Source organism: Ramlibacter sp. (assembly GCF_050250995.1).
Taxonomy (GTDB): Bacteria; Pseudomonadota; Gammaproteobacteria; order Burkholderiales; family Burkholderiaceae_C; genus Ramlibacter.
Window position 1 is genome coordinate 90,674 of the sequence record NZ_JBFWNP010000005.1, and the last position, 23,477, is coordinate 114,150.

The 23,477-nt window shown below is 69.0% G+C and carries 17 protein-coding genes and 1 riboswitch; of the genes, 4 read left to right on the forward strand and 13 right to left on the reverse strand.

Annotation, left to right across the window (positions count from 1 at the left end):
* Positions 1 to 2: 2 nt before the first annotated feature.
* Both AB7E83_RS06885 and AB7E83_RS06890 read right to left on the reverse strand, forming a co-directional pair.
* Complete coding sequence (locus AB7E83_RS06885) at positions 3 to 407, reverse strand: PaaI family thioesterase (protein WP_428566948.1); 405 nt, start codon at positions 405 to 407, stop codon at positions 3 to 5.
* On the reverse strand, positions 407 to 1,606 hold the full coding sequence (locus AB7E83_RS06890; RefSeq protein ID WP_428566950.1) for a threonine ammonia-lyase: 1,200 nt from the start codon (positions 1,604 to 1,606) through the stop codon (positions 407 to 409). Before AB7E83_RS06890 ends, AB7E83_RS06885 begins: the two co-directional genes overlap by 1 nt.
* 92 nt (positions 1,607 to 1,698) lie before the next feature.
* On the opposite strand from AB7E83_RS06890, the gene AB7E83_RS06895 reads away from it, so the two are divergent.
* Positions 1,699 to 3,996, forward strand: coding sequence for an ATP-binding protein (locus AB7E83_RS06895; protein WP_428566953.1), 2,298 nt, complete (start codon positions 1,699 to 1,701; stop codon positions 3,994 to 3,996).
* Between the two features lie 36 nt (positions 3,997 to 4,032).
* On the opposite strand, the gene recQ is transcribed toward AB7E83_RS06895, so the two are convergent.
* Complete coding sequence (gene recQ, locus AB7E83_RS06900; protein ID WP_428566956.1) at positions 4,033 to 5,880, reverse strand: DNA helicase RecQ; 1,848 nt, start codon at positions 5,878 to 5,880, stop codon at positions 4,033 to 4,035.
* Between the two features lie 70 nt (positions 5,881 to 5,950).
* Here recQ and AB7E83_RS06905 point away from each other — a divergent pair, with 70 nt between their 5' ends.
* The 3 genes from AB7E83_RS06905 to AB7E83_RS06915 all read left to right on the forward strand — a co-directional run bounded on the left by AB7E83_RS06905 (position 5,951) and on the right by AB7E83_RS06915 (position 10,894).
* Positions 5,951 to 6,997: a homocysteine S-methyltransferase family protein gene (locus AB7E83_RS06905; RefSeq protein WP_428566958.1), complete on the forward strand. Its 1,047-nt coding sequence runs from the start codon at positions 5,951 to 5,953 to the stop codon at positions 6,995 to 6,997.
* A gap of 27 nt (positions 6,998 to 7,024) precedes the next feature.
* Positions 7,025 to 7,095, forward strand: a riboswitch (S-adenosyl-L-homocysteine riboswitch).
* A gap of 27 nt (positions 7,096 to 7,122) precedes the next feature.
* Complete coding sequence (gene metH, locus AB7E83_RS06910; RefSeq protein ID WP_428566961.1) at positions 7,123 to 9,846, forward strand: methionine synthase; 2,724 nt, start codon at positions 7,123 to 7,125, stop codon at positions 9,844 to 9,846.
* Positions 9,847 to 9,991: 145 nt separating this feature from the next.
* Entirely contained in the window at positions 9,992 to 10,894 is a 903-nt protein-coding gene (locus AB7E83_RS06915; protein WP_428566964.1) for a YihY/virulence factor BrkB family protein, read from the forward strand.
* Here AB7E83_RS06915 and AB7E83_RS06920 read toward each other — a convergent pair.
* The 10 genes from AB7E83_RS06920 to AB7E83_RS06965 form a co-directional block, all read right to left on the reverse strand.
* Positions 10,887 to 12,089, reverse strand: a complete 1,203-nt coding sequence (locus AB7E83_RS06920) for an MFS transporter (RefSeq protein WP_428566967.1) — start codon at positions 12,087 to 12,089, stop codon at positions 10,887 to 10,889. The two genes, AB7E83_RS06915 and AB7E83_RS06920, sit on opposite strands and share 8 nt — an antisense overlap.
* Positions 12,086 to 12,709, reverse strand: a complete 624-nt coding sequence (locus AB7E83_RS06925) for a YfiR family protein (protein WP_428566969.1) — start codon at positions 12,707 to 12,709, stop codon at positions 12,086 to 12,088. Before AB7E83_RS06925 ends, AB7E83_RS06920 begins: the two co-directional genes overlap by 4 nt.
* Before the next feature lie 4 nt (positions 12,710 to 12,713).
* Positions 12,714 to 14,594 (reverse strand): TonB-dependent receptor plug domain-containing protein, encoded by a 1,881-nt coding sequence (locus AB7E83_RS06930; RefSeq protein WP_428566972.1) that lies wholly within the window; start codon positions 14,592 to 14,594, stop codon positions 12,714 to 12,716.
* A gap of 118 nt (positions 14,595 to 14,712) precedes the next feature.
* A complete protein-coding gene (locus AB7E83_RS06935; protein WP_428566975.1) occupies positions 14,713 to 15,702 on the reverse strand; it encodes a Bug family tripartite tricarboxylate transporter substrate binding protein in 990 nt (329 codons plus the stop codon).
* Positions 15,703 to 15,820: 118 nt separating this feature from the next.
* The gene (locus tag AB7E83_RS06940) at positions 15,821 to 17,575 is read right to left on the reverse strand and encodes a UGSC family (seleno)protein (protein ID WP_428566977.1); all 1,755 of its coding nucleotides are present in this window, start codon (positions 17,573 to 17,575) and stop codon (positions 15,821 to 15,823) included.
* A gap of 30 nt (positions 17,576 to 17,605) precedes the next feature.
* Positions 17,606 to 18,547, reverse strand: coding sequence for a tripartite tricarboxylate transporter substrate binding protein (locus tag AB7E83_RS06945; protein ID WP_428566980.1), 942 nt, complete (start codon positions 18,545 to 18,547; stop codon positions 17,606 to 17,608).
* 116 nt (positions 18,548 to 18,663) lie between these two features.
* The gene (locus AB7E83_RS06950; protein ID WP_428566983.1) at positions 18,664 to 19,539 is read right to left on the reverse strand and encodes an alpha/beta fold hydrolase; all 876 of its coding nucleotides are present in this window, start codon (positions 19,537 to 19,539) and stop codon (positions 18,664 to 18,666) included.
* 4 nt (positions 19,540 to 19,543) lie between these two features.
* A complete protein-coding gene (locus AB7E83_RS06955) occupies positions 19,544 to 20,341 on the reverse strand; it encodes a citryl-CoA lyase (protein WP_428566985.1) in 798 nt (265 codons plus the stop codon).
* A 73-nt stretch (positions 20,342 to 20,414) separates the two neighbouring features.
* Entirely contained in the window at positions 20,415 to 22,574 is a 2,160-nt protein-coding gene (locus tag AB7E83_RS06960; protein WP_428566988.1) for an acetate--CoA ligase family protein, read from the reverse strand.
* Positions 22,571 to 23,449 carry an IclR family transcriptional regulator gene (locus AB7E83_RS06965; protein WP_428566991.1) on the reverse strand — a complete coding sequence of 293 codons (879 nt, stop codon included), beginning with the start codon at positions 23,447 to 23,449 and terminating at the stop codon, positions 22,571 to 22,573. Before AB7E83_RS06965 ends, AB7E83_RS06960 begins: the two co-directional genes overlap by 4 nt.
* Between the last annotated feature and the right edge of the window lie 28 nt (positions 23,450 to 23,477).

Below are 23,477 nucleotides of genomic sequence, written 5' to 3' on the forward strand. Positions count from 1 at the left end.
TTCTATAAGAGCGCGTAGGTGGTGCTCGCCCGGCAACAGCTCTTGCCGTCGTCGGCGCCCCGGATGTCGATCTCGCCGAAGGCCAGCGACTTGCCTGCGCGCAGCACGCGCGCCTCGACCAGCGCGTCCTGATTCGACAGGGGCTTGAGGAAGCTCGTGTTCATCTGCACCGTCGTGCAGGGACGAAACTCCCCGAACTGGCTCATCAATGCGAGGACCATCGCGGTATCGGCCGCCGCCATCATCGCCTGGCCGCACAGCATGCCGCCCGCGCGCGAGAGCTGGTCGCTCTGCGGCAGGCGCAGGACGACCATGCCCTCGCCGAAACTCTCCACCTGCAAATCGAGCGCCTGCACCCACGGCGCGAAATACGCCGCGAACGCACCCTGCAACACCGTCTTGTCCATCATTGCTCCTGTGCTTCGAAGCCGCCCGCATGCAAGGCATCGACGACGGCCCGGATATGGTCGCGGCCGCGCGTCTGCACGACCAGCTCGATCTCGACGTTCTGCGCCGCCAGCAGCGTGAACGCCCGCTGGTGATGCACCTCGTCGATGTTTGCGCCCGCTTCGCTCACGATGGCCGTGATCCGTGCCAACGAGCCCGGCACGTCGCGCGCGCTCACGCGCAGGCGCGCGAGCCGCCCGGCGCGCACCATGCCGCGGTGGATGATGGAGGCGAGCAGCATCGGGTCGATGTTGCCGCCGCCCAGCACCAGGCCGACCTTGCGCCCGGCAAAGCGCGGCCCGTGCTTGAGCAGCGCGGCGAGGCCGGCCGCTCCCGCGCCTTCCACCAGCGTCTTCTCGATCTCCAGCAGCATCACGATCGCCTGCTCGATGTCGCCCTCGTCGACCAGCAGCAGGTCGTCGACGTACTTCTCGATCAGCGCCTGCGTGATCTTCCCCGGCGTGGGAACGGCGATCCCCTCGGCGATGGTCGAGCTGCCGCGCGGCAGGGCCTCATGCTTCACCGCGTTGTACATCGACGGAAAACGCATCGTCTGCACGCCCACGACCTCGATGCCGGGCTTCAAGGCCTTCGCCGCCGTCGCGATTCCCGCGATCAGGCCGCCGCCGCCCACGGCCACGACCAGCGTGTCCAGCTCCGGAAGCGCCTCCAGCATCTCGATGCCCACGGTGCCCTGCCCGGCGACGATGGCCTCGTCGTCGTAAGGGTGGACGAACGTCAAGCCTTCACGCCGTGACAATTCGAGGGCATGCTCGCGCGATTCGTCCAGCGTGTCGCCGTGCAGCACCACCTCGGCGCCGAAGCCGCGCGTGCGCTCCACTTTCACGCCCGGCGTGAAGCGCGGCATGACGATCACCGCGCGCAGCCCGAGCCGGCTCGCGTGGTAGGCCACGCCCTGCGCGTGGTTGCCGGCGCTCATCGCCACCACGCCGCGCGCGCGTTCCTGCTCGCTCAATTGCGCGAGCTTGTTGCAGGCGCCGCGCTCCTTGAACGACGCCGTGAACTGCAGGTTCTCGAACTTGAGGAATACCTGACAGCCGGCGACCTCCGACAGCGTGCGGGATTCCACGCAGGGCGTCGCGAGCACCTGGCCCCGGAGGCGAATCGCCGCCTCGCGGATATCCGAAAGGGTGAGCATCCCGGGATTGTGCGCGAGGCGCCCCAAACGGCAATGTCTTCCATGTAGCATCGAGTCGCGTTATCGTAGGGCGACGGCTTCAAGGAGGTTGCTTGGCCAGACGTGGTCTCGATCTGCAGGTGCTGCCTTCACCGGGTCTCAAGGACGCGCCGGTGCTGGACCTGATGTGCTCGCATTTCGTCCTCACCCTCGCGGCCAAGCAGGGTGCGAAGTTCAACGTCCGCCGCGACCTGAACGGACTGCTTTCGCTCGCAGGCCGCCACCTGGTCTGGCCGGTGCCCGCGCTCGAACGCCTGCGCGAATTCCTCGGGCGTCGCTGCAAGGACAACGAATTCTGGCGCGGCCACGAAGCGCTGGCCACGCGCGAATTCCTCGACCGGCATGGCGTCTGGCGCGGCCCCTACGAAGAGGGCACGCTCTTCTTCTATCTGGACGAGTACGCGAAGGACCAGCCGAAGGACCTGCTGTCGGTCCTCGCCGTCACGGGCGACTGGCTCACGCACGCGCTCAAGAAGCATTCGACCCTCGTCGAGAAGAACATCGACGCCCTCGCCAGCTTGCTGCAGCTCAACAAGGCGGAGCGCGCGCTGCTCCTGTACGGCACGCTCGCGCGCTACCAGCGCGACCTGCGCAGCCTGCTCGTCGAGTTCAAGGTGAACAACGCGCCCGAGGCCTACGCGGCCATCGCGGAAGTGGCGGGCGTGAACGCCACCGAGGTGGGCGAGGCGCTGCGTGCGGGCTCGCGGCTCGAACGCATCGGCCTGGTCGAGAACCTCATTTCCGAGCACAACATCACCGACCTCGCGGACCTCATGAAGGTGAGCGAGAAGCTGCCGCCGGTGCTGATGCGCGAGTACCGCGACCAGAGCGAGCTGATGGCGGTGTTCACGCGGCCTTCGGCCAAGACCGCCCTCGCGCTCGCCGACTTCCAGTTCGTGAGCGAAGACGCGGGCGTGCTGTGCAACCTGCTGCGCAACGCGGTGACGCGCAAGGAGGCCGGCGTCAACGTGCTCCTGTACGGCCCGCCCGGCACCGGCAAGACCGAGCTGGCGAAGGTGGTCGCGCAGGCCGCGGGGCTCGAGCTTTTCGAAGTCGAGTACGCCGACCGCGACGGCAATTCGCTCTCCGGCCGCGACCGTTACCGCTCGCTGCAGATCGCGCAGGTGTTCCTGAAGGGCAGCGCGCAGGCCGCCTTGCTGTTCGACGAGGTCGAGGACGTCTTCCCGCCGATCTCGAGCGAAGCCGCACAGATGATGGCGCGTGCCGAGCAGATCGTCGCGCCTTCGAGCGGCAGCGTCAGCGGCAAGGCCTGGGTCAACCAGATCCTCGAGTCGAACGCCGTGCCGACGATCTGGGTGACCAACCGCATCGAGCAGATCGATCCCGCGTTCCGGCGCCGCTTCGCCTATCACCTCGAACTGAAGTCGCCGCCGCCGGGTGCGCGCGAACAGATCGTGCGCAAGACGCTCGAAGGCGTGCAAGTCAGCGACGCTTTCGTGGCCAAGCTCACGGAGCGCAAGGGGCTCACCCCGGCGCAGATCCGCACGGCGGTGCGCTTCGCCGATCTCGCGCAGGGCGAGGGCATCGCGATGGAGTCGCTGATCGAGCGGCAGTTGCGCAATGCCGACCAGGCGCTGGGCACGCGCGCTTACGAAGCCGGCGCGCGCCGTAGCGTGACGACCTACGACCTTGGCATGCTGAACGTCGAGACACGGTTCGAAGTGCCGCGCATCGTGGCCGCGCTGAAGGCGCGCGGGCACGGCACGCTGTGCTTCTACGGTGCGCCGGGCACGGGCAAGACGGCGCTGGCAGAACACATCGCGCGCGAGCTCGACAAGCCCTTGCTGGTGAAGCAGGCGAGCGATCTCATGAGCAAGTACGTCGGCGAGACCGAGCAGAACATGGCGGCGATGTTCCAGGAAGCGGAGGCCGAGAAGGCCGTGCTCCTGCTCGACGAGGCCGACAGTTTCCTGCAGGACCGCCGCGGCGCCCAGCGCACCTACGAGGTCACCGAAGTCAACGAGATGCTGCAGGGCATGGAGCGTTACGCGGGCATCTTCGTCTGCACGACGAACCTCATGGACCGTGTAGACCAGGCGGCGCTGCGCCGCTTCACCTTCAAGATCCGCTTCATGCCGCTCACGGCGGCGCAGCGCGAGACGATGTTCGTGAACGAGGCGCTGGGCGGCGACGCATCGAAGCTGACCGCCGACGTGGCCGCGCGGCTCGCGAAGCTCGACCAGCTGTGCCCCGGCGATTTCGCGGCGGTGAAGCGGCAGGTGGACATCCTGGCGACGGCGTTCGAGGCCGAGGAGTTCCTGGATCAGCTCGAAGCCGAGCACCGCATCAAGCCGGAAGTGCGCGAGTCGCGCAGCATCGGCTTCACCTGACCCACCGTCGTTCCCGCGAAGGCGGGAATGACGAAATCAACCGTTCACGACCCGCAGCACGTCCGCGCCATAAGCGTCGAGCTTCTTCGCGCCGATGCCGCTCACGCCTTCGAGGTCGCCGAGCGACTGCGGTGCGAGGGCGGCGATCGCGGCCAGCGTCGCGTCGTGGAAGATCACGTAGGCCGGCAGGTTGTGCGCCTTCGCGACCTCGGCACGCCACGTCTTGAGCGCGGCGAATCGCTGCTGCGCTTCCGCGTTCAGGCCCGCGGCGACCACGGGTACGCCCCGCTCCGCCTTCGACTTGCGCCGCGAGCCGCCGCCGGACTGCGACACCGACTCGCGCAGCATCACCCGCCGCTCGCCCTTGAGCACCTCGCGCGAGCCCTCGGTGAGCTGCAAGGTGTTGAACGCGCTCGCATCGACCGCGAGCGCGCCCGTGGCGATCAACTGCCGCAGCACGCCGCGCAACTGCGCTTCGCTGAACTCCGCGCCGATGCCGAAGGTCGACAGGCGCTCGTGGCCGAACTGCGCCATCTTGTCCGTGGCCTTGCCGCGCAGGATGTCCATGATGTGGCCGGCGCCGAAGCTGATGCCGCTTTGCTGCTGCACGCGGTAGATGGTGGACAGCAGCTTGCGGGCCGCATCCGTCCCATCCCACACATCGGGTGGCTGCAGGCAGTTGTCGCAGTTGCCGCAAGGCGTCGACGACTCGCCGAAATATTCGAGCAATCGCACCCGTCGGCAGTCGGTTGCTTCCGCCAGCGCCAGCAAGGCATCGAGCTTGCCGCGCAGCACCTGCTTGAAGGCTTCGGCCGCCGGGCTCTCGTCGATCATGCGGCGCTGGTTCACGACGTCCTGCAGCCCGTAGGCCATCCAGGCATCGGTGGGCAAGCCATCGCGGCCGCCGCGCCCCGTCTCCTGGTAATAGCCTTCGATGTTCTTCGGCAGGTCGAGGTGCGCCACGAAGCGCACGTCGGGCTTGTCGATGCCCATGCCGAAGGCGATGGTGGCAACCATCACCACGCCTTCGTCGCGCAGGAAGCGGTCCTGGTGGCGCTGGCGCATGCCGGCGTCGAGCCCCGCGTGATACGGCAGCGCGTCGACGCCCTCCTGGCACAGCGTCTGCGCGACTTCTTCCACGCGCTTGCGCGACTGGCAGTACACGATGCCGGCGTCGCCGTCGTGCTCGCGCTGGATGAAGCGCAGCAACTGCGAGGTCGCGTCCTTCTTCTCGACGATGGCGTAGCGGATGTTCGGCCGGTCGAAGCTGCTGACGAATTGCCGCGCCTCCTGCAGTTGCAGGTGTTCGACGATGTCCGCGCGCGTCAGGTCGTCGGCCGTCGCGGTCAGCGCGATGCGGGGCACGCCGGCATAGCGCTCGTGCAGCACGGCGAGCGCGCGGTATTCGGGCCGGAAGTCGTGGCCCCACTGGCTCACGCAATGCGCCTCGTCGATGGCGAACAGGCTCAGCTTCCCGCGCTCGTGCAAGGCGTCCAGCTGCGCGAGGAAACGCGGGGTCGTGATGCGCTCCGGCGCGGCATAGAGCAGCGTGATCTCGCCGCGCACCAGCCGCTTCTCGACCGCGTTGGCCTCCTCGCCGGACAAGGTGGAGTTGAGGAAGGCGGCATCGACGCCGGCCTCGTGCAGCGCACCGACCTGATCGTGCATCAGCGCGATCAGCGGCGACACGACGATGGCGACGCCCTTGCCCGCGCGGTGCCGCGCGATGGCGGGGATCTGGTAGCACAGCGATTTGCCGCCGCCCGTGGGCATGAGCACGAGCGCGTCGCCGCCGCCGACCACGTGGTCGACGATCTCGGCCTGCGGGCCGCGGAAGCTTTCGTAGCCGAAGACTTCGGAGAGGATGGATTGGGGCGGGAGCATGCGGAGAGCCAGAGGCCCGATTGTCCCTGACGCAGCCCGTTCAACGCTTTGTTCCTAAAATGCGATGACCATGAAGCCCATCGCCTACACCCGCGGCCAGGCCCTGCCGGCCCTCCTCGAGAAACGCATCGCCATCCTCGACGGCGCCATGGGCACCATGATCCAGCGCTTCAAGCTCACCGAGGCCGATTACCGCGGCGAGCGCTTCAAGGACCATCACAAGGACCTCAAGAACAACGGCGATCTGCTGGTGCTCACGCGCCCCGACGTGATCCGCGACATCCACGAAGGCTATCTCGCCGCCGGCGCCGACATCCTCGAGACCAACACCTTCGGCGCGACCGCCATCGCGCAGGGCGACTACGACCTCGCGCCGCTCGCGCGCGAGATGAACGTGGCCGCGGCGAAGCTCGCGCGCGAGGCCGCCGACAAGTTCTCCACGCCCGACCGGCCGCGCTTCGTGGCCGGCGCCCTCGGCCCGACGCCGCGCACCGCGAGCATCAGCCCCGACGTCAACGACCCCGGCGCGCGCAATGTCGACTTCGAGGAACTGCGCGCCTCGTACTACGAACAGGTCGAGGGCCTGGTCGAGGGCGGCAGCGACCTGCTGCTGGTCGAGACGATCTTCGACACGCTCAACGCCAAGGCCGCGCTCTTCGCCATCGACGAATTCTTCGAGAAGAGCGGCGAGCGCCTGCCCCTCATCATCAGCGGCACGGTGACCGACGCCTCGGGCCGCATCCTGAGCGGCCAGACCGTCACCGCGTTCTGGTACAGCGTGCGCCATGCGCGGCCGCTGGCCGTCGGCCTCAACTGCGCGCTCGGCGCGGCGCTGATGCGGCCGTACATCCAGGAGCTGCATCGCGCGGCGCCCGAGACCTTCATCAGCTGCTATCCCAATGCGGGCCTGCCCAACCCGATGAGCGACACCGGCTTCGACGAGACGCCCGACGTGACGTCACGCCTGCTGCGCGAGTTCGCCGAAGAGGGGCTGGTGAACATCGTGGGGGGATGCTGCGGCACGACGCCCGATCACATCGGCGCCATCGCGCAGGCTGTCGCGCCGCTCGCGGCGCGCTCGACGCAGAGGCAGTTCTTCTACAAGGAAGCCGCCTGACGCCGGCGCAGGCACTGTAAAATCGGCCCGTTCAAGGAGCGCTGCAGCGACCGTCCCCGCGTCGTCAGGCTTGAGTTTTCCAACCGCGCTCACCCTGGTTCAAATCCACAGGTGAGATCGAGCGAATGCAGCCCCGAAACGACGTCCCCCCCATGAAGCTCTCCGGCCTGCAGCCGGTGGAGATCGGCCCCGGCAGCTTGTTCGTGAACGTCGGCGAACGCACCAACGTCACCGGCTCCAAGGCCTTCGCGCGGCTCATTCTTGCCGGCCACTACGAACAGGCGCTCGCCGTCGCGCGGCAGCAGGTCGAGAACGGCGCGCAGGTCATCGACATCAACATGGACGAAGCCATGCTCGACAGCAAGGCGGCCATGGTGAAGTTCCTCAACCTCATCGCGAGCGAGCCCGACATCGCGCGAGTGCCGATCATGATCGACTCGTCGAAGTGGGAGGTGATCGAGGCGGGGCTGCGCTGCATCCAGGGCAAGGGCATCGTCAACTCGATCTCGCTGAAGGAAGGCGAGGCCGAGTTCCGCCGGCAGGCGAACCTCGTGCGCCGCTACGGCGCCGCCGCCGTGGTCATGGCGTTCGACGAAAAGGGACAGGCGGACACCTACGAACGCAAGACCGAGATCTGCGAGCGCGCCTATCGCCTGCTGGTCGACGAGCTCGACTTCCCGCCGGAAGACATCATCTTCGACCCCAACATCTTCGCCATCGCCACCGGCATCGAGGAGCACAACAATTACGCGGTCGACTTCCTGAACGCGACGCGCTGGATCAAGCAGAACCTGCCCGGCGCCAAGGTGTCGGGCGGCGTGTCGAACGTGAGCTTCTCCTTCCGCGGCAACGACCCGGTGCGCGAGGCGATCCACACCGTCTTCCTCTATCACGCGATCCAGGCGGGCATGGACATGGGGATCGTCAACGCCGGCATGGTGGGCGTGTACGACGACCTCGACCCCGCCCTGCGCGAGCGCGTCGAGGACGTCGTGCTCAACCGGCGCCCGGACGCGGGCGAGCGCCTCGTCGACGTCGCGGAAACCGCCAAGGGCGCGGCGCGCGACGACTCGAAGAAGAACGAATGGCGGCAGCTGCCCGTGCGCGAGCGGCTTTCGCACGCGCTCGTCCACGGCATCACCGACCACATCGTCGAGGACACCGAAGAGGTCTACCGGCTGCTGCTGAAGGACGGCGGGCGGCCGCTGCACGTGATCGAGGGGCCGCTCATGGACGGCATGAACGTCGTGGGCGACCTGTTCGGCGCGGGCAAGATGTTCCTGCCGCAGGTGGTGAAGTCGGCGCGCGTCATGAAGCAGGCCGTGGCCCACCTCATCCCCTACATCGAGGAAGAGAAGCGCCAGCAGGAGGCCGCGGGCCAGGACGTGCGCGCCAAGGGCAAGATCGTCATCGCCACGGTCAAGGGCGACGTCCACGACATCGGCAAGAACATCGTCACCGTCGTCCTCCAGTGCAACAACTTCGAGGTGGTGAACATGGGCGTGATGGTGCCGTGCCACGAGATCCTCGCGAAGGCGAAGGTCGAGGGCGCGGACATCGTGGGCCTGTCGGGCCTCATCACGCCCTCGCTCGAGGAAATGCAGTACGTCGCGCGCGAGATGCAGAAGGACGAGCATTTCCGCCTGAAGAAGATTCCGCTCTTGATCGGCGGCGCGACGACGAGCCGCGTCCACACCGCCGTGAAGATCGCGCCTCATTACGAAGGGCCGGTGGTGTACGTGCCCGACGCTTCGCGCAGCGTGAGCGTGGCCTCGGGACTGCTGTCGGAGCAGGCGGCGAAATACATCGCCGAGGTGGAGGCCGACTACGTGAAGGTGCGCGAGCTGCATGCCAGCCGCAAGCAGGTGCCGATCTGGCCCCTGGCGAAGGCGCGCGCGAACAAGACGCCCATCGACTGGTCGAACTACGTGCCGCCCGCGCCGAAGTTCATCGGCCGCCGCGTGTTCCGCAATTTCGACCTGAGCGAGCTCGCGACCTACATCGACTGGGGCCCGTTCTTCCAGACCTGGGATCTCGCGGGCGCCTTCCCCGGCATCCTCAAGGACGAGGTCGTGGGCGCCGAGGCGGTGCGCGTGCTCTCGGACGGCCAGCGCATGCTCAAGCGCATGATCGAGGGTCGCTGGATCACGGCCAACGGGGTCATGGGCCTGTGGCCGGCCAACAGCGTGAACGACGACGACATCCAGCTCTATGCCGACGAGTCGCGCACGCAGCCCGTGCTCACCTGGTACGGCCTGCGCCAGCAGACCGAGAAGCACGCGATCGACGGCGTGATGCGTCCGAGCCGCTGCCTCGCGGACTTCGTCGCGCCGCGCGGCGTGCGCGCCGATTACGTCGGCGCGTTCGCGGTCACCGCCGGCATCGGCGTCGACAAGAAGGAACAGTATTTCCTGGCCGACCACGACGACTATTCGTCGATCATGCTGAAGGCACTGGCCGACCGCCTGGCCGAGGCTTTCGCCGAATGCCTGCACGAGCGCGTGCGCAAGGACTTCTGGGGCTATGCGGCCGACGAGCAACTCGACCATGACGCCCTCGTGGCCGAAAAGTACCGCGGCATCCGCCCGGCGCCCGGCTACCCGGCGTGCCCGGACCACAGCGTCAAGCGCGACATGTTCGCCTTGCTGCAACCCGAGGAGATCGGAATGCAGCTCACCGACAGCATGGCGATGTGGCCGGCCGCGAGCGTGAGCGGCTTCTATCTGAGCCACCCCGACAGCACCTACTTCAATGTGGGCAGGATCGGCGACGACCAGCTGCGCGACCAGGCCGCGCGGCGCGGCGCGGACGTCGAGGAACTGCAGCGGGTTCTCGCGCCCAACTTGTAGCCCGCCGACTTCGGCACGCCGCTCGCGTGGCGATGAGCTTCGCTCCTACGCGCCGAACGGCGGCGGGATGCTACCGTTGCGGTCCATGACCCGCACGTATCGCTTCCATGACTTCGCCGCCTCGAGGCGGCATTGCGGAGGCTGAATGACGCTGCGCCGTACCGTCGCGCCCATCACGCGGGCGGTCAAGTTGTGGAGCGAGGCCGACGGACTGCGCATGAGCGCGGCGATGTCGTTCTACGGGATCCTGAGCCTTGCGCCCCTGCTGCTCGTGCTCGTGGCCGTCCTGGGCTGGTGGCTCGACCGGGAGATGCTCGAGACCGGCCTCGTCTCGCAGATCGGCGCCGTCGTCGGCGAACAGGGTGGCAAGCTGATCGAGGAGGCGCTGAAGAGCGCGAAGGAGCCGGTCGAGAGCATCACCGCCACGATCGTCGGCCTCGTCGTCCTGGCGTTCGGCGCCACCGGCGTGTTCGGCGAACTGCAAGACTCTTTCCAGGCCGTCTGGTCGCATGGCCGCGAGACGCCAGCCAGGCGCTCCTGGTGGCGCACCGCCACGCTGCGCCTGCGCGGCGTCGCCTACATCCTCGTGTTCGGCTTCCTGCTGCTCGTGTCGCTCGCGCTTTCCACGCTGCTCACGATGTTCTCGGGCTGGGCCAGCCAGGGCTTCGCGATGGAAGTGTTGCTGCGGGCCATCAACGAGGGCATCGGCTTCGCATTCGGCGGTGCACTGTTCTACGGGCTGATGCGCCTGTCGGGCGGACCCAAGCCGCGACACCGCTATCTGCTCGTGGGCGCCTTCGTCGCGGCGATCCTTTTCACCATCGGTCGGCAGGTGCTCACGATCTATCTGTCGTCGGCGGCGGTGGTGTCGGCCTATGGGGCGGCGGGCTCGCTCATCGTGCTGCTGATGTGGATCTACTTCTCCTCGGCGGTGCTGCTTTTCGGCGCGGGTTGCGCGCGGGCGCTGGAGGATGCGCGCAACGATGCGCCCGCATCGGAACCGGCACCCGACGCGAAGCCCGCCGGCGCGAAGGCCGGCCTCACGTGAGCGCCTTTCGCTGCGCCTGCCACAGCGCGACCGTCGCCACGATGCCGGCCACGAACAGCACCGCGACACCCCAGCGGTAACCCGCGTCGCGCGTCCACAGGAGGCCGAGCAGCAGCGGCGCGATGCCGCGCGCGATCGCGATCGGCAAGCCCAGCGCGCCGTTGAGCGACGCGACGTGCTCGCGACTCACGTACTGCGCGATGGCCGTGCCCTTCACGATCGTCAGCATGCCGTTGCCCAGGCCGTAGAGCAGCACGAAGACGATGGCCGCCGCGGGATGCGATGCGCCGACGAGCAGCGCGAACAGGCCGAGCGGGATGAGGACGGGGATCACGCGGTTGGCCAGATGCACGTCGAAGCGATGTTCGAAGAAGAACATCAGCACGCGGCCGAGGACCTGCACGAGACCGATGGAGGCCGGGATGGCGATGGCCCAGGCTTCGCCGAGCCCCGCCTCACGCAACAGGCTCACCATGTGCGGCGGCAGCGCCGCGGTGAGGCCCATCATGCCGACCGCGAACACGCCGATCAGCAGGAACGCCGGGCTGCGCAGGAAGCTCGCGGGCGTCGTGCCCGTGGCCGCCTCCGTCGCGTGAACCACCGCGCGCGCGGGCGCGTTGCGAAGCCAGTGCCAGTGCAGCGGAACGCAGACCAGGAGGTGGATCGCCGCGTGGACCCCGAGCGCGCCGCGCCAGCCCAGCGCCGCGATCAGCCAGGCCGACAGCGGAATGAACACCGTGCTTGCCAGCCCGCCGAGGAAGGTGATGGTGATGATCGCGCGGCGGAAATCGCCCGGATAGCGCCGGGTCACGACGGCGAACACGGGCTGGTAAAGCGTCGCCGACAAGGCCGCGCCGAGCAGGATCCACACCGCATAGAAGCCGGCGACGCCGCTCACCAGCGTGTGCGCGGCGAAAGCCGCCGCGATCAGCAGCGAGCCGCCCGCCATGACCGCGCGCTCGTGGCCGCGGTCGATCCACCGTCCGACCGGATAGGCGAACACGCCTTCGGCGAACAGCGCGAGGCTGAAGGCCAGCGCACTCTGCGCGCGTGTCATGCCGAGCTCGCGCTCGAGCGGCTCCAGCAGCAGCGCGAACGTGTAGAACACGCTGCCCCAGGTGATGAGCTGCGCGAGCGAGAGCCAGCCGACGAGCCGGCGGTCGTAGCCGCCTCCAGCGGCGGTGGACGCCGTCATCCGAGCGCGGGCCAGCGCCGCGCGGGCGCCGCGCCCTGCACGGTCCGCGCGATGGAAAGCAGCCGGCGGTCGAGCCGCAGCTTCTGGCGCGCGGCCGCCTCGGGCGACACGCCGAAGCGCACCCGGCCATCGTCGAGGAAGAAACTGAGCACGCTGCCGCGCGGATGCGCGCCGTCGGAGTCGGCGATGGTGAGCACGCCCTCGGGCGCATGCGAGATCAGTTCGGTGATGCGGGCCGGTGTCGACGCCTTGAGATAGGCGATGTGGAAGCCGGAGAGCGACTCGCCCGGGCTCAGGCGCTCGACATCGACCGGGCGGCCGTCGCGGTCGCGGTCGCGCGCCAGCTCGCGCAGGTCGCGCCAGACCTGGTCGTCGCCGATGATGGCGATGCGCAGGTGCGTGGAAAGTTGCGGGAACGTGCCCGCCGGCCATTCGACGAAGCTCGCGAACTTGTGCAGGAAGGCGGCCTTCACCAGGCTCTCCCGCGGCTTCTCGACGGCTGCCGGCTGCGCACCGGTGCGGCCCGCAGCCGCGAGCGAGACCGCCGACACGAGCAGCAGCAGGCCGCGCCGCGACCGCCGCGCGGACGCCATCGCCCCGAACAGGTTCGCTTCGCTCATGCTGCTAGAGCCGCCACGTCGCCTTGAGGATGATGGCGCGTCGCATCTCGGCGCGGTTGATCGCGTTGCCCCATTCCGCATGCGCCGAGTCGGTGAGGTTGCGCGCGGTCACCGACAGCTCGAACGCCGGGTTCAACCGCCAGCCGAAGCGCGCATCGACCGCGGTGTAGGCCGGCACGTTGGGGTTGGGCAGCGCGCCGACGCGGCGCAATTGCATGTCGAGCTCCATGTTGGAGCGGATGTCCCATGAAAGACCGAGACCGGCGCGGTACCGCGGGTCATTGCCAAGCTGCGCCGTGCCGCCGAAGGGTGCCGTGCCGGCAGCGGGCGCGATGCGCTGGCGCTCGTGGACGTAGCTCGCCGTGGCGCGCCAGCCTTCGGCCAGCCGCCATCGGCCCCAGGTTTCGATGCCCGTGAGGTGGCCCTCGAAATTGTTGTTGATCGACGTGCCGCCCGGCACGATGTCGGTCGAGCGCAGGCGGTCGAAACGGTGGTGGTAGAGCGTGAGGGAATACGACAGCGATTCGCGCGGCTGCGCCCGGTAGCCGACCTCGAAGACCTTCGCGACTTCCGAGCGGAAGTCCGGCCCGGCGAGGCTCGCGGCGCCGGTGACGAACAGCTCGCGGTCGACGCGCGACGGTGCGCGGATCGTGCGCGAGAGCGCGGTCCACAGCAAGTGGCGCGGCGCGACGTCCCATGCCAGGCGGGCGTTGGGCAGCCACTCCAGTCCGGTGTAGTCGTTGTGCTCCGCCTTGAGCCCGAGTGTGAGTTTGAACTTGGGACCCAGCGCGATCTCGTCCTGCGCGAACACGTTCCACAGGCGCAGGCGGCGGTCGGCGGGCCGGAACGCCAGCACCGCGGGCGTCAGGTTCGTCACGCGGTCGTCGAGCCAGCGCAAGCCGGTTCCCCACAGCAATTCGTGCCCGTCGCGCGGTCGCAGCACGTGCTGGAAATCGACGTCGAACGTATCCAGGGTGTTGTCGATGACGCCCGGCTGGCGGCGTTCGCTGCGGTCGTAGAAGCCCTGCAGCTGCGCCCGGCCGCCATCGCCCAGATCGAAGCCGTAGCGGGCGAGCAGATTGGCGCCCGCGATGCGCCGCGCCGACGGCGCCTGGTCGATGCTGCCCTCGTAGGCATCGCCCTGCACGGTGAGTTCGCTGCCCTTGCCCGGCCGGTCCATGCGGAAGCCGACCGTCTTGCGCGAACTCGCATCGCGCACCGCCGTGCCGCTGCCGAGCTCGCTCGCATCGCGCCCGGCGTGGCGCGCATACAGGCGCCAGCTCAATCCCGCATCGGTGGTGTGGCCGTAGCGCAGGCTGGCCACGCGGTCCTCGGACCCCGCGGCCAGGGTCGCAAGCCAGCCGGGCGTTTCGCCGGCGTGGCGCGTGATGACGTTGATCACCCCGTTGAAGGCGTTGGAGCCATAGAGCGTGCCGCTCGCGCCGCTCAGGACCTCGATGCGCTCGATGTCCTGCAGCGGCAAGTCCTGCGCCTCCCAGAACACGCCCGAGAACAGCGGCGAATACACCGTGCGGCCATCGATCAGCACGAGCATCTTGTTGGCGAGCACGCTGTTGAAGCCGCGCGCCGCGATGGCGTACTGGTTGGCGTCGGCGCGCGCGACGTGCAGGTTCGGCGCGAGGCGCAGCACCTCGGGCAGGCTGGTCGCGCCCGAGCGGCGGATGTCCTCCTGCCCGATCACGTACACGGAGCCGGGCACCTCGGCGAGTCGTTGCACGCGCTTGCCCATCGAGGTGACCTGGATGTTGGACAACTGCTCCAGGGACAGGTCCGCGAGCGTGCCTTGCGCGGAGGCCGCGGCGGCGCCGCAGGTGGCGACGGCGGCCAGCAGCCGCGCGGCGGCCGCGAATCGGTTCGATCGCATCATGAGTGTGGCGTGACGAGGCTGGGGGGTCGCATCATTATTGACGAGCCCATGCCGGCGCAGGGGTCGCAGCCCCCGGTTTTCGCGTGCGGGCGTTGCGGCCCGCGAACAAAAAATCTCAGTCGAGCAGCGGAATGCCGAGCTCCCTGATGATCTTCCTGTAGGCATCGATGTCGCGGCGCAGCATCGCGCTCAGCTGTTCGGGCGATGCATATACCGGCTCGAAGCCGATGGTGCGGAACCGTTCGGCGATGTCGGGCTGCGCGAGGATCTTCTGCACTTCGGTCGAGATCCTGCGCTGGATCGCGGCAGGCAGGCCCCCCGGCCCGTTGATGGCGACCCACGAGGCGTATTCGTAGCCGGGGATCTCGGTTTCGGCCACGGTCGGGGTGTTCGGATACTGCGGCAGGCGCTGCAGGCTGGTGACGGCCAGCGCCTTCACCTTGCCCGACTGCACGTGCGGCATGGCGGTGGCGGGCGTGTCGAAGATCATGTCGACGCGGCCGCCCGCGATGTCGAGCAGCGCCTGCGAGCTCGACTTGTACGGCACGTGCGTCATCTTGATCTTTGCCGCGGCCGAGAAGATCTCGATGTTGGCCTGCGCGCCCGTGCTGCCCGCGCCGTAGGTGAGCTGGCCCGGCTTGCTGCGCGCGAGCGCGATGAGCTCCTTCAGCGAGTTGGCCGGCGACGAGGCCGGCACGAGCACCGTGTAGTAGGTCTTGGCGACGTTCGCCACCGAGCTGATGTCGGTGAGCGGGTCGTAGGGCAGCTGCTTGTAGAGCGCGGCGTTGATCGCGAGGTTGGGGGTGGTGCCGATGACGAAGGTGTAGCCGTCCGGCGCCGCCTTCGCGACCGACTGCACGCCGATGATGCCGTTGGCGCCCGCGCGGTTCTCGACGACGACGGCCTGGCCGAGGACATCGGCCAGGCGCGTTCCGATGAGGCGGGCGAGCGCGTCGCCCGCGGAGCCCGCGGCCTGCGCGACGACGAACTTGATGGGGCGGTTGGGATAGTCGGCCTGCGCGAACGCCGCGGGGGCCGCGCCGGCGGCGAGCATGGCGATGAGCGTCGCGCGGCGGCCACGGTCGACGGACGGGAAAGTCTTCACTGCGTGTCTCCTGGAACTGCATGGGGCCCGCACCATGCGCCGCCCGGCCACCGGAGTCTGGCCGGGTGCGCCGGGCGTGTCCATCGGGAATGGTGCGGAGCTTCGATACTTGCGTACGCTAGCTTCGGGTCGCGCGCAATTGCGCCGTCCACTGCGGCGGCAGGTCGATGGGCTTCGACGTCGGAAAGCCGAGCATGCCGTTTTGCGGCATCACCAGGCAGTTGGTGCGCGCCGGATCGCCGCTCACCGCAAGCACGATGTGCTCGGGCGCCGTGACGATCGGCACGAGCCGCTCCGGGTCCTTCGACTGGCCGAAACTCTTCGGCGCCTTCCCGAGGCGCGCCATGTCGTACAGGGTGCGCCGGCCCGGCACGATGTTCGTCCAGCCCGCCAGGTATTTCTCGAACAGCCATGCCGGCACCCGGGCCTGCTCGAACAGGGCCTGCTGCACCTGCGCCTTGGTCCAGCCGTTCTTGTGCAGGGTCTTCGCGATGATGGGGGACAGCACCAGCACGGGCCGGTAGCTGGCGGTGGCCACGCCCACGGTAAAGACCAGTTCCCACCGCGACGACTTGATCAGCGCATCCGCCAGGTACGGAATGAGTTGCTCCGACTGGTCGCCGAAGACGGACACCACCATCTGGTAGCCGGTGATGCGCGTGGCCGTCACCGCGTTGCCCGGCGGCGCGCCGTTGGACTGCGCGACACCGGGCCAGCCGAGTTGCTGCAGCACGTCTTCGTTCTCGGCGATCACCACGCGCCACGTCCCGCCGAACGTTCCCTTGTCCGTCTGGTGCGGAAGAAAGCCCGCGACGTTGCGCAGGTACAGGCGCCAGAAGCGGCCGATGCTGGTGTTGGCCTGGAAGCCATCGCGCGCAGCGCCCTGCTCGTAGTTGAACCCCAGCTCCTTGATGATGGGTCCGTTGATGAAGATCTGCGTTTCGCCCCCCGGCGTATTGCCGCTGTGCTCGACGCCGTAGGCCGGGTCGGCCATGGCTTCGGCCAGCGCGACCAGCACCGGCATGTATTCGGGGCGGCAGCCCGCCATCACGCCGTTCACCGCGACGTTCCTCACGGTGGCCGCACGGTTGTCGGGCAGCATCACGCCGAGCACCTGCTCGGGCGGGCGCGGGGTAAACGAAAGAAAGGCCGCGATGCGCTCACGCGTCGGCGGAACGACGGGCAGTCCATCGCTCCACAGCCGGTCGAGGAAGTGCTGCTGCACCTCGTCGAAGGTGCCTTCGAACACCACCTCGTCGTCCAGCGGCTCTTTCGTCTCCTCGGCCGAAACGGAGACGCCGCTGAGGCCCTGCAGGATCTCCGGCAGGGCGCCTTCGACGATGCGCTCCTCGAGTTCCTCGCGCGTCATGACGTCCGGGTGCCCGGCCACGATCGCCAGCGGCAAGGCCAGCCCCAGGCCCAGGGCAGTATTGCGCGCCTGGCCCACGAAGCCGTCGCACACGAGGGTCACGCTCGGGCATCCGGCCCGTTCGGCTACCGCACTCACCCGCAACACGGCGGGTGTGCAGCTCCCTCAACAGCCTATGCCGGAAATGAGCGCATCGACCTTGAGCTCCTTCAGGCGTGCGGGCAGGTTGTCGAGGATGGCGCGTTCGTCATCGCCGTGCGTGGAGCCGAACTCCTGGTAGGACACGATGCGCACATCCTTGTAGCGCTTGTGGAGTTCCGCCTCGATCATGGGAAAGAACTCGTCGCCGCGGAACAGGTAGTCCCACAGGAACGCCACGGTCTTGCCGTCCAGCGAGTCGAGGCGCGGCGCCAGCGGCTGCTGCGAGACGGTGCGCTGGCCGCGCGGCCAGCAGACGGCATGGCGGTCGGGGAGTTGGGTCGCTGAGGTCATGGAAAGCTCCATTGAGATGGTCGAATACGGGCCGCCGAAGCGTCAGTCGGCCGTGGTGCCGGTGTCCTTGATCACCTTGGCCCACTTCACGATTTCCGTGCGCACGAATGTGGAGAATTGCTCGGGCGTCTGCGGCGCCGGATCGAGCGCCGCGCGCTGCAGCCGTTCCCTGACTTCCGGAAGGAGCAGGGCGCGGTTGACCTCGGCATTGAGGCGCTGCACGATCGCGGGCGGCATGTTGGCCGGACCCATGAGCCCATACCAGTTGGTGACGTCGAAGCCGGGCAGCCCCGACTCCGCCATGGTCGGAAGGTCGGGCGACACGCCTGCGCGCGCCGAGGTGCTGACCGCCAGCGCCTTCATGCGTCCGCTCTTGACCTGCGGCAGCGTGGAGGGCGCCGCGCCGAACATCATCGTCACCACGCCGCCGATCAGATCCGTTTCGGCCTGCGGCCCACCCTTGTAGGGCACGTTGACGATGTCGAGCCCCGCCATGCTCTTGAACATCTCGGTCGCCAGGTGGTTGGAGCTGCCGCGGGACGGATTGCCGTAGTTCAGCTTGCCGGGCTGCGCCTTGGCCAGGGCGATCAGGCCCGCGACGTCGTTGACCGGGAGTTTGGGGTTCACGACGAGCACCAGCGGCGTCGTCGCCACCATGGCGATCTGCGTGATGTCGCGCACGGTGTCGAAGGGCAGCTTCAGCAGCGTGGCCTGGATCGGGATGGTGCTCGCGGCCATCAGCAGGGTGTAGCCATCGGGCGCGGACTTCGCCACGTAGTCCGTGCCGATCACGCCGCTCGCACCGGGCTTGCTCTCGATGACGATGGGCTGCTTCAGCGAGTCGCTCAGCTTGTCGGCAATGGCGCGCGCGGCAATGTCCACCGCCCCTCCGGGCGGATAACCGACGATGATGCGGATGGGCTTGTTCGGCCAGCCCGCCGTCTGCGCCGTCTGCGCCGGGGACGCCACGGGCCAGCCCGCCATCGCGACGGCTGCGAAGAGACCGGCAACATGCCGCGCCACCTGTCGTCGTGAACTCGGCGCGTGGATTCTCGGACTCGCAGATCGGAGGGTGGGGTCGGCGGGCATCGTCAGCGTCCTCAGGTTGTGCGGCGTGTCGCGCCGTCGATATGGGCCATCACTGCCTCGACGCAAGGCTGCGGATCGCTCACGGCGGGGTGGTAGCCGTCGCCCGGGAGCACCACGAGCTTCGCGCCCGGGATCGCGTTCGCCCAGTCGGCGTAGGTCTGCCGGGGCACCATGCGGTTGCGGTCGGTCGTGACGATCAGGGTCGGCGCCGCAATATCGTCCAGGTGCTTGAAAAGCTGCAGGTTCACGGTGCCGGTCGCGCATCCGCTGGCCGCTCGGGCATCGGAGGGTGTCATCAGGGTCGTCAGCCACTCGCGCAGCGCGGGCGACGACGCCGTGCCGAGGCGCGCCACCATGGTCTCGTTCACCCAGTCGGCGTGGCTCGACTCGATGCGCGACGCGAACTTGCCGACCTCGACTTCGGCAGGCTTCTTGTCGATCCCCATGGGGCCCGTGATGGCGGTCAGGCTGCGCACGCGTTGCGGCGCCTGCAGCGCGATCGTCGTGCTGATGCTGCCGCCGTATTTCGCGCCCACGAAATGAGCGCTCGCCACGCCCAGGTGGTCCAGCCACTGCAGCAGGTCGCCGGCGATGCGTTGCGCCGACCAGTCGTAGGGGACATCGGCGCCGATGCGGGACTGGCCGAAGCCCGGCAGGTCGGGGCGGAGGACGCGGTAACGTGCGGTCAGCGGAGGGACCCACGCATACCAGACCTGGCTGCTCTCGGACGTGCCATGAAGAAGCACCACCGTCTCGGCTTCGGCCGCCAGCCAGGGCGGGCCGAAGTAGTCGTCCTCGTACGCGATGGGAATACCCTCGCGAGTCGTGAAGCGCCGCATGCGGGTTCCTTTTTTCTCGTTGCCGTTGGCGATGTCGGCCGGGGACACAGGGTCATCCCTGTGTGCCGGACGGATAGGCGCGAGGCGCCGGTCCATCGTAGTGCGTGTCCGTTTCGTCGGCGACCACGCGCCAGCCGCGCTCCCGCATCTGCTCTTCGACCACGTGCGCCGACACACCGGCGGCGCGCGGCACGAAGACGAACATGCGCACGGCCCGCCAGTCGAAACCCAGGTCCATCAGCACGCTGGCCATGGCGCCGTCGACGTTGACGGGAATGGAGCGGCCCGTCTGCTTTTCGATTTCGGCGGCGATCAGTTCGACGAGTTGCACGTGCGGGCCGGCGACACCCAGCTCATGCGCCATGGCCAGCGTGGTGTCGGTGCGCTCGTCGATCCGGGGATGCAGGGGGTGGCCGAAGCCTTCGACGTATTTCTTGCGCTCCCGCGCGGCGGCGACGATGCGGCGCGCCTGCTCGGGCAGCTCGATCCCCTCCTGCTTCGCTTCCTTCACCCAGTCGATCAGGCGCCGCGCGAGCTCCTGGCCGGCGCCGCCATGGACGTCGCCGATGGTCATGATCCCCGCGGCCACGCAGGCCTGGATCGGCACGCCGGAGGCCGCGACCACGCGGGCCGCGACGGAGGGGGCGACGATCCCGTGGTCCAGCACGGACACCAGGATCGCGTTGACTATCTTCGCTTCGGCGGCGCTCGGGATGCGCTGCTGCATCAGCACGAACAGCGAGCCGCCGAAGTCCAGGTTGCGCATCAGGTCTCCGATCGCGTAGCCGGCGATGCGGATGTGGTCCTTGTCGAAGTCGGCGATGGCGGTGCGCCAGGGGGTCTTGCTCATTGCGATTTTCCAGGTTGGCCGGCGGTGGGGCCGGGAATCGGCCGCGCCAGGAATGTCGCGTCGCGAAACAGGCTCATGCCGGGCTCCGCACGATCAGCGCATCGAGTGCATGTCCGCCCTGCGGCGCGGGCAGCACCCGAAACGGATTGATCTCGATGGTCTCGAGGTGGCCCGCCTGCTGCGCGCCGAACCGCGACAGCGCGACCAGGGCACGCACCACGCTGTCGACGTCCGCCGGGGCGCCGCCCCGCCATCCCTTGAGCAGCGTGCCGGCCTTCGTCTGCTCGATCATGCGCAGGGCTTCCCGTTCGTCCACGGGCGCGGCGCGCAAGGCGGTGTCCTGGAAGCATTCGGCCGTCACGCCGCCCAGTCCGAACATCACGACGGGGCCGAAGGTCGGGTCCCGCGCCACGCCCAGAATCACTTCGATGCCCGGTGGCGACATCGGCGAGACCAGGACGGCCAGCCGGTCCTGCCCGCATCGTTCGAGCAGCGTCGCGAAGCCGCGCCGCACCGCCGCGGCATCCGCGAGATCGAGCAGCACGCCGCCGACCTCGGTCTTGTGGAGCACGCCGGGCAGATGCATCTTCAGCGCCACGGGATAGCCGAACGCGTCCGACGCGGCGACGGCGGCTTCGGCCGAGGTGGCCTCGGCCTCGGGCACGGCCGCGATGCCGATGGCGCGCAGGAGGCGCCGGGCATCGCGCTCGCTCACCGGCCCGGCGGGCAGTTCCCGCAGGGCCTCGCAGGCCGCGCCATCCTTCGGCGCATCCGTGCGGTTCGATGCCCGGCGAGCCCGCTCGAATCCGTCGCGAAACCACGACAACGCGCCCAGGGCGCGTATCGCGCGGTTCGCGTCCTCGAACACGAGCACCCCCGCGGCTTCATAGGCGGCGACCGCGTCGTGCTCGCAGATCGCGAGCACGACGACCGGGCGGCTGGCGCGGAACGCTGCCGTGCTCTCGATGACGGCCCGTCGCACCGGCGCTTCGAGTTCCCGGGCGAGCGGCACGGTGGTGAGGCACACGACGATGGCTTCGCAAGTGTCCTGCTGCGCCGCAATGGCCAACGCCCTGGAGAGCAGTCCCACGTCGTTGACCGCCTGGCCCGTGACGTCGATGGGATTGAGCGCATTGCTTCCGGGCAGCAGCTCGCGCAGGGACGCCGCCGCCGCCTCCGTGAGCGCGGGCAGGGCCAGCCCGGCCGCGTCCGCCGCGTCGGCCGCCTGCACGCCGAAGCCGCCCGAGACGCTCACGACCGTGAGATTGCGTCCCGCGAGCGCCGGCGACTGGCAGCACGCATAGGCGATGTCGATCTGTTCTTCCGTGCTCGCGGCGCGCCAGGCGCCGAACTGCGCCAGCACCGCGCTGTAGCTGCGGTCGCTGCCCGCCATGACGGCCGTGTGCGAACTCGCCGCATGCGCGCCGGCGTCCGAGGCGCCGACCTTCAGGAAGACCACGGGCTTGGCCGCACGTTGCGCGGCCTGCAGCGCGCGCATCAGCGCCGCGCCGTTCCGGGCACCTTCCGCGTACGCGAGAATCGCGCCGATCTCCGGCTGCTGCGCGAGCCACTCGATGCACTCGGCCAGATCGATGTCGATCTCGTTGCCGGTGGTGATGAGGTACTTGATGCCGAGCCCGCGGCGTTGCGCGAGATACGCCAGGTGCTGGCCATAGGCGCCGCTCTGGCTCACCACGGCAAGCGGTCCCGACCGCGGCAGCCCGCGCTCCAGCGAACTGGCGAAGGTGCCGCAAAAGCGTGTCTCGGCATTGAAGGCGCCCAGGCAGTTCGGCCCCAGCAGGCGCATGCCCGCCTCGCGCGCCATCGCGCCGATACGCTCCTGCAGGGCCGCACCCTCCGCACCCCCTTCGGCAAATCCGCCGGACAGCAGGTAGGCGGCGCGTACGCCGCGCGCGATGCAGGCGCCGATGGCATCGAGCGCCTGCGGCGCCGAGACGACGATGAGTGCGAGGTCCGGCGCCTCCGGCAGGCTGGCCAGGTCCACGAAGGCCGGCAGGCCCTGCACGGTCGTGCGCCGGGGGTTGATGGGGTAGATGCGTCCGCGGTAGCCGGCGTCGATCAGATAGCGCAGAGGCCGGCCCGACAGGCGCTCGCGATCGTCGGACGCCCCGACGATGGCCACGGACTGCGGCGCGAACATCGCGGACAGGCCGACCCGCTCGGGGGACACTCCAGGCGGCACCACGGGCGGCATCACAGGCGGACGACTCATCGCTTGATCAGCACGGTGGGATCCACTCTCGCCTTGCGGCGCTGCAGGGTGTCCCCGGCCATGGCGATGTCGATGTCGCGCGCCGTGCGCACGAGCGCCGGTCCGATGTCGAGCTCCAGTCCGCCGCGCCGAAGCTGCGCCGCGGTGACGCTGCAGTTGATGACCATCACCTCGCCATCCACGCGCGTCTTCAGGGGCAGGCCGCAGGCATGGACTTCGCTGCGCACGTCCCCCATGGAGCGGGTGAAGCCCAGGCGCACGTAGTCCTCCCGCGCCTGGGCCAGCTTGGCCCCGTGCGCGGCCCAGTCGAGGGGGTCCTCCTGCCGCAGGCGGCGCACCAGCGCCTGCTGCGCGATGGAGGCATGCGCCACGATGTACGCGCGGCCCATCGCGCTGCCCAGCATGGGGATCGTCGCGCCCACTTCGGGCAGCGTGAAGTCGTGCCGCGCGCTGCGCGCCGACTCCACGAACACCATCGCGTTGCCGCCTGCAGCCATGCCGATGGAGACCTGCCCCTGCACCTGGTCGGCCAGTGCCTTCATCAGGGGACGGGCCACCTGGCGAATCGGCAGGCCGGCCAGCATCGGGTACACCAGCGCGAGGACGGCGGTGCCGAGCGCGTACTTGCCGCTCGCCCGGCTGTACCGGAGGTAGCTCAGTTGCATCAGCGTCGCCGCGAGCCGCGAGACGGTCGAGGGCGCGAGGCCGGTGCGTTCCGCGAGTTCCTTGTTGCCCAGCTCGTACTCGTGCGGTCGGAACGCGCGCAGCAGCGCGAGCCCCTTGGCGAGGGTCTGCGCCGCCGCGGACTCGACGACCGGCTCGGCGGCGGAGTTGACGCTCGCCAGCCTGACGTGGGTGGGGCGGCGGCCGCTCATGAACGCCACGACCTGCGCATGCGCATCG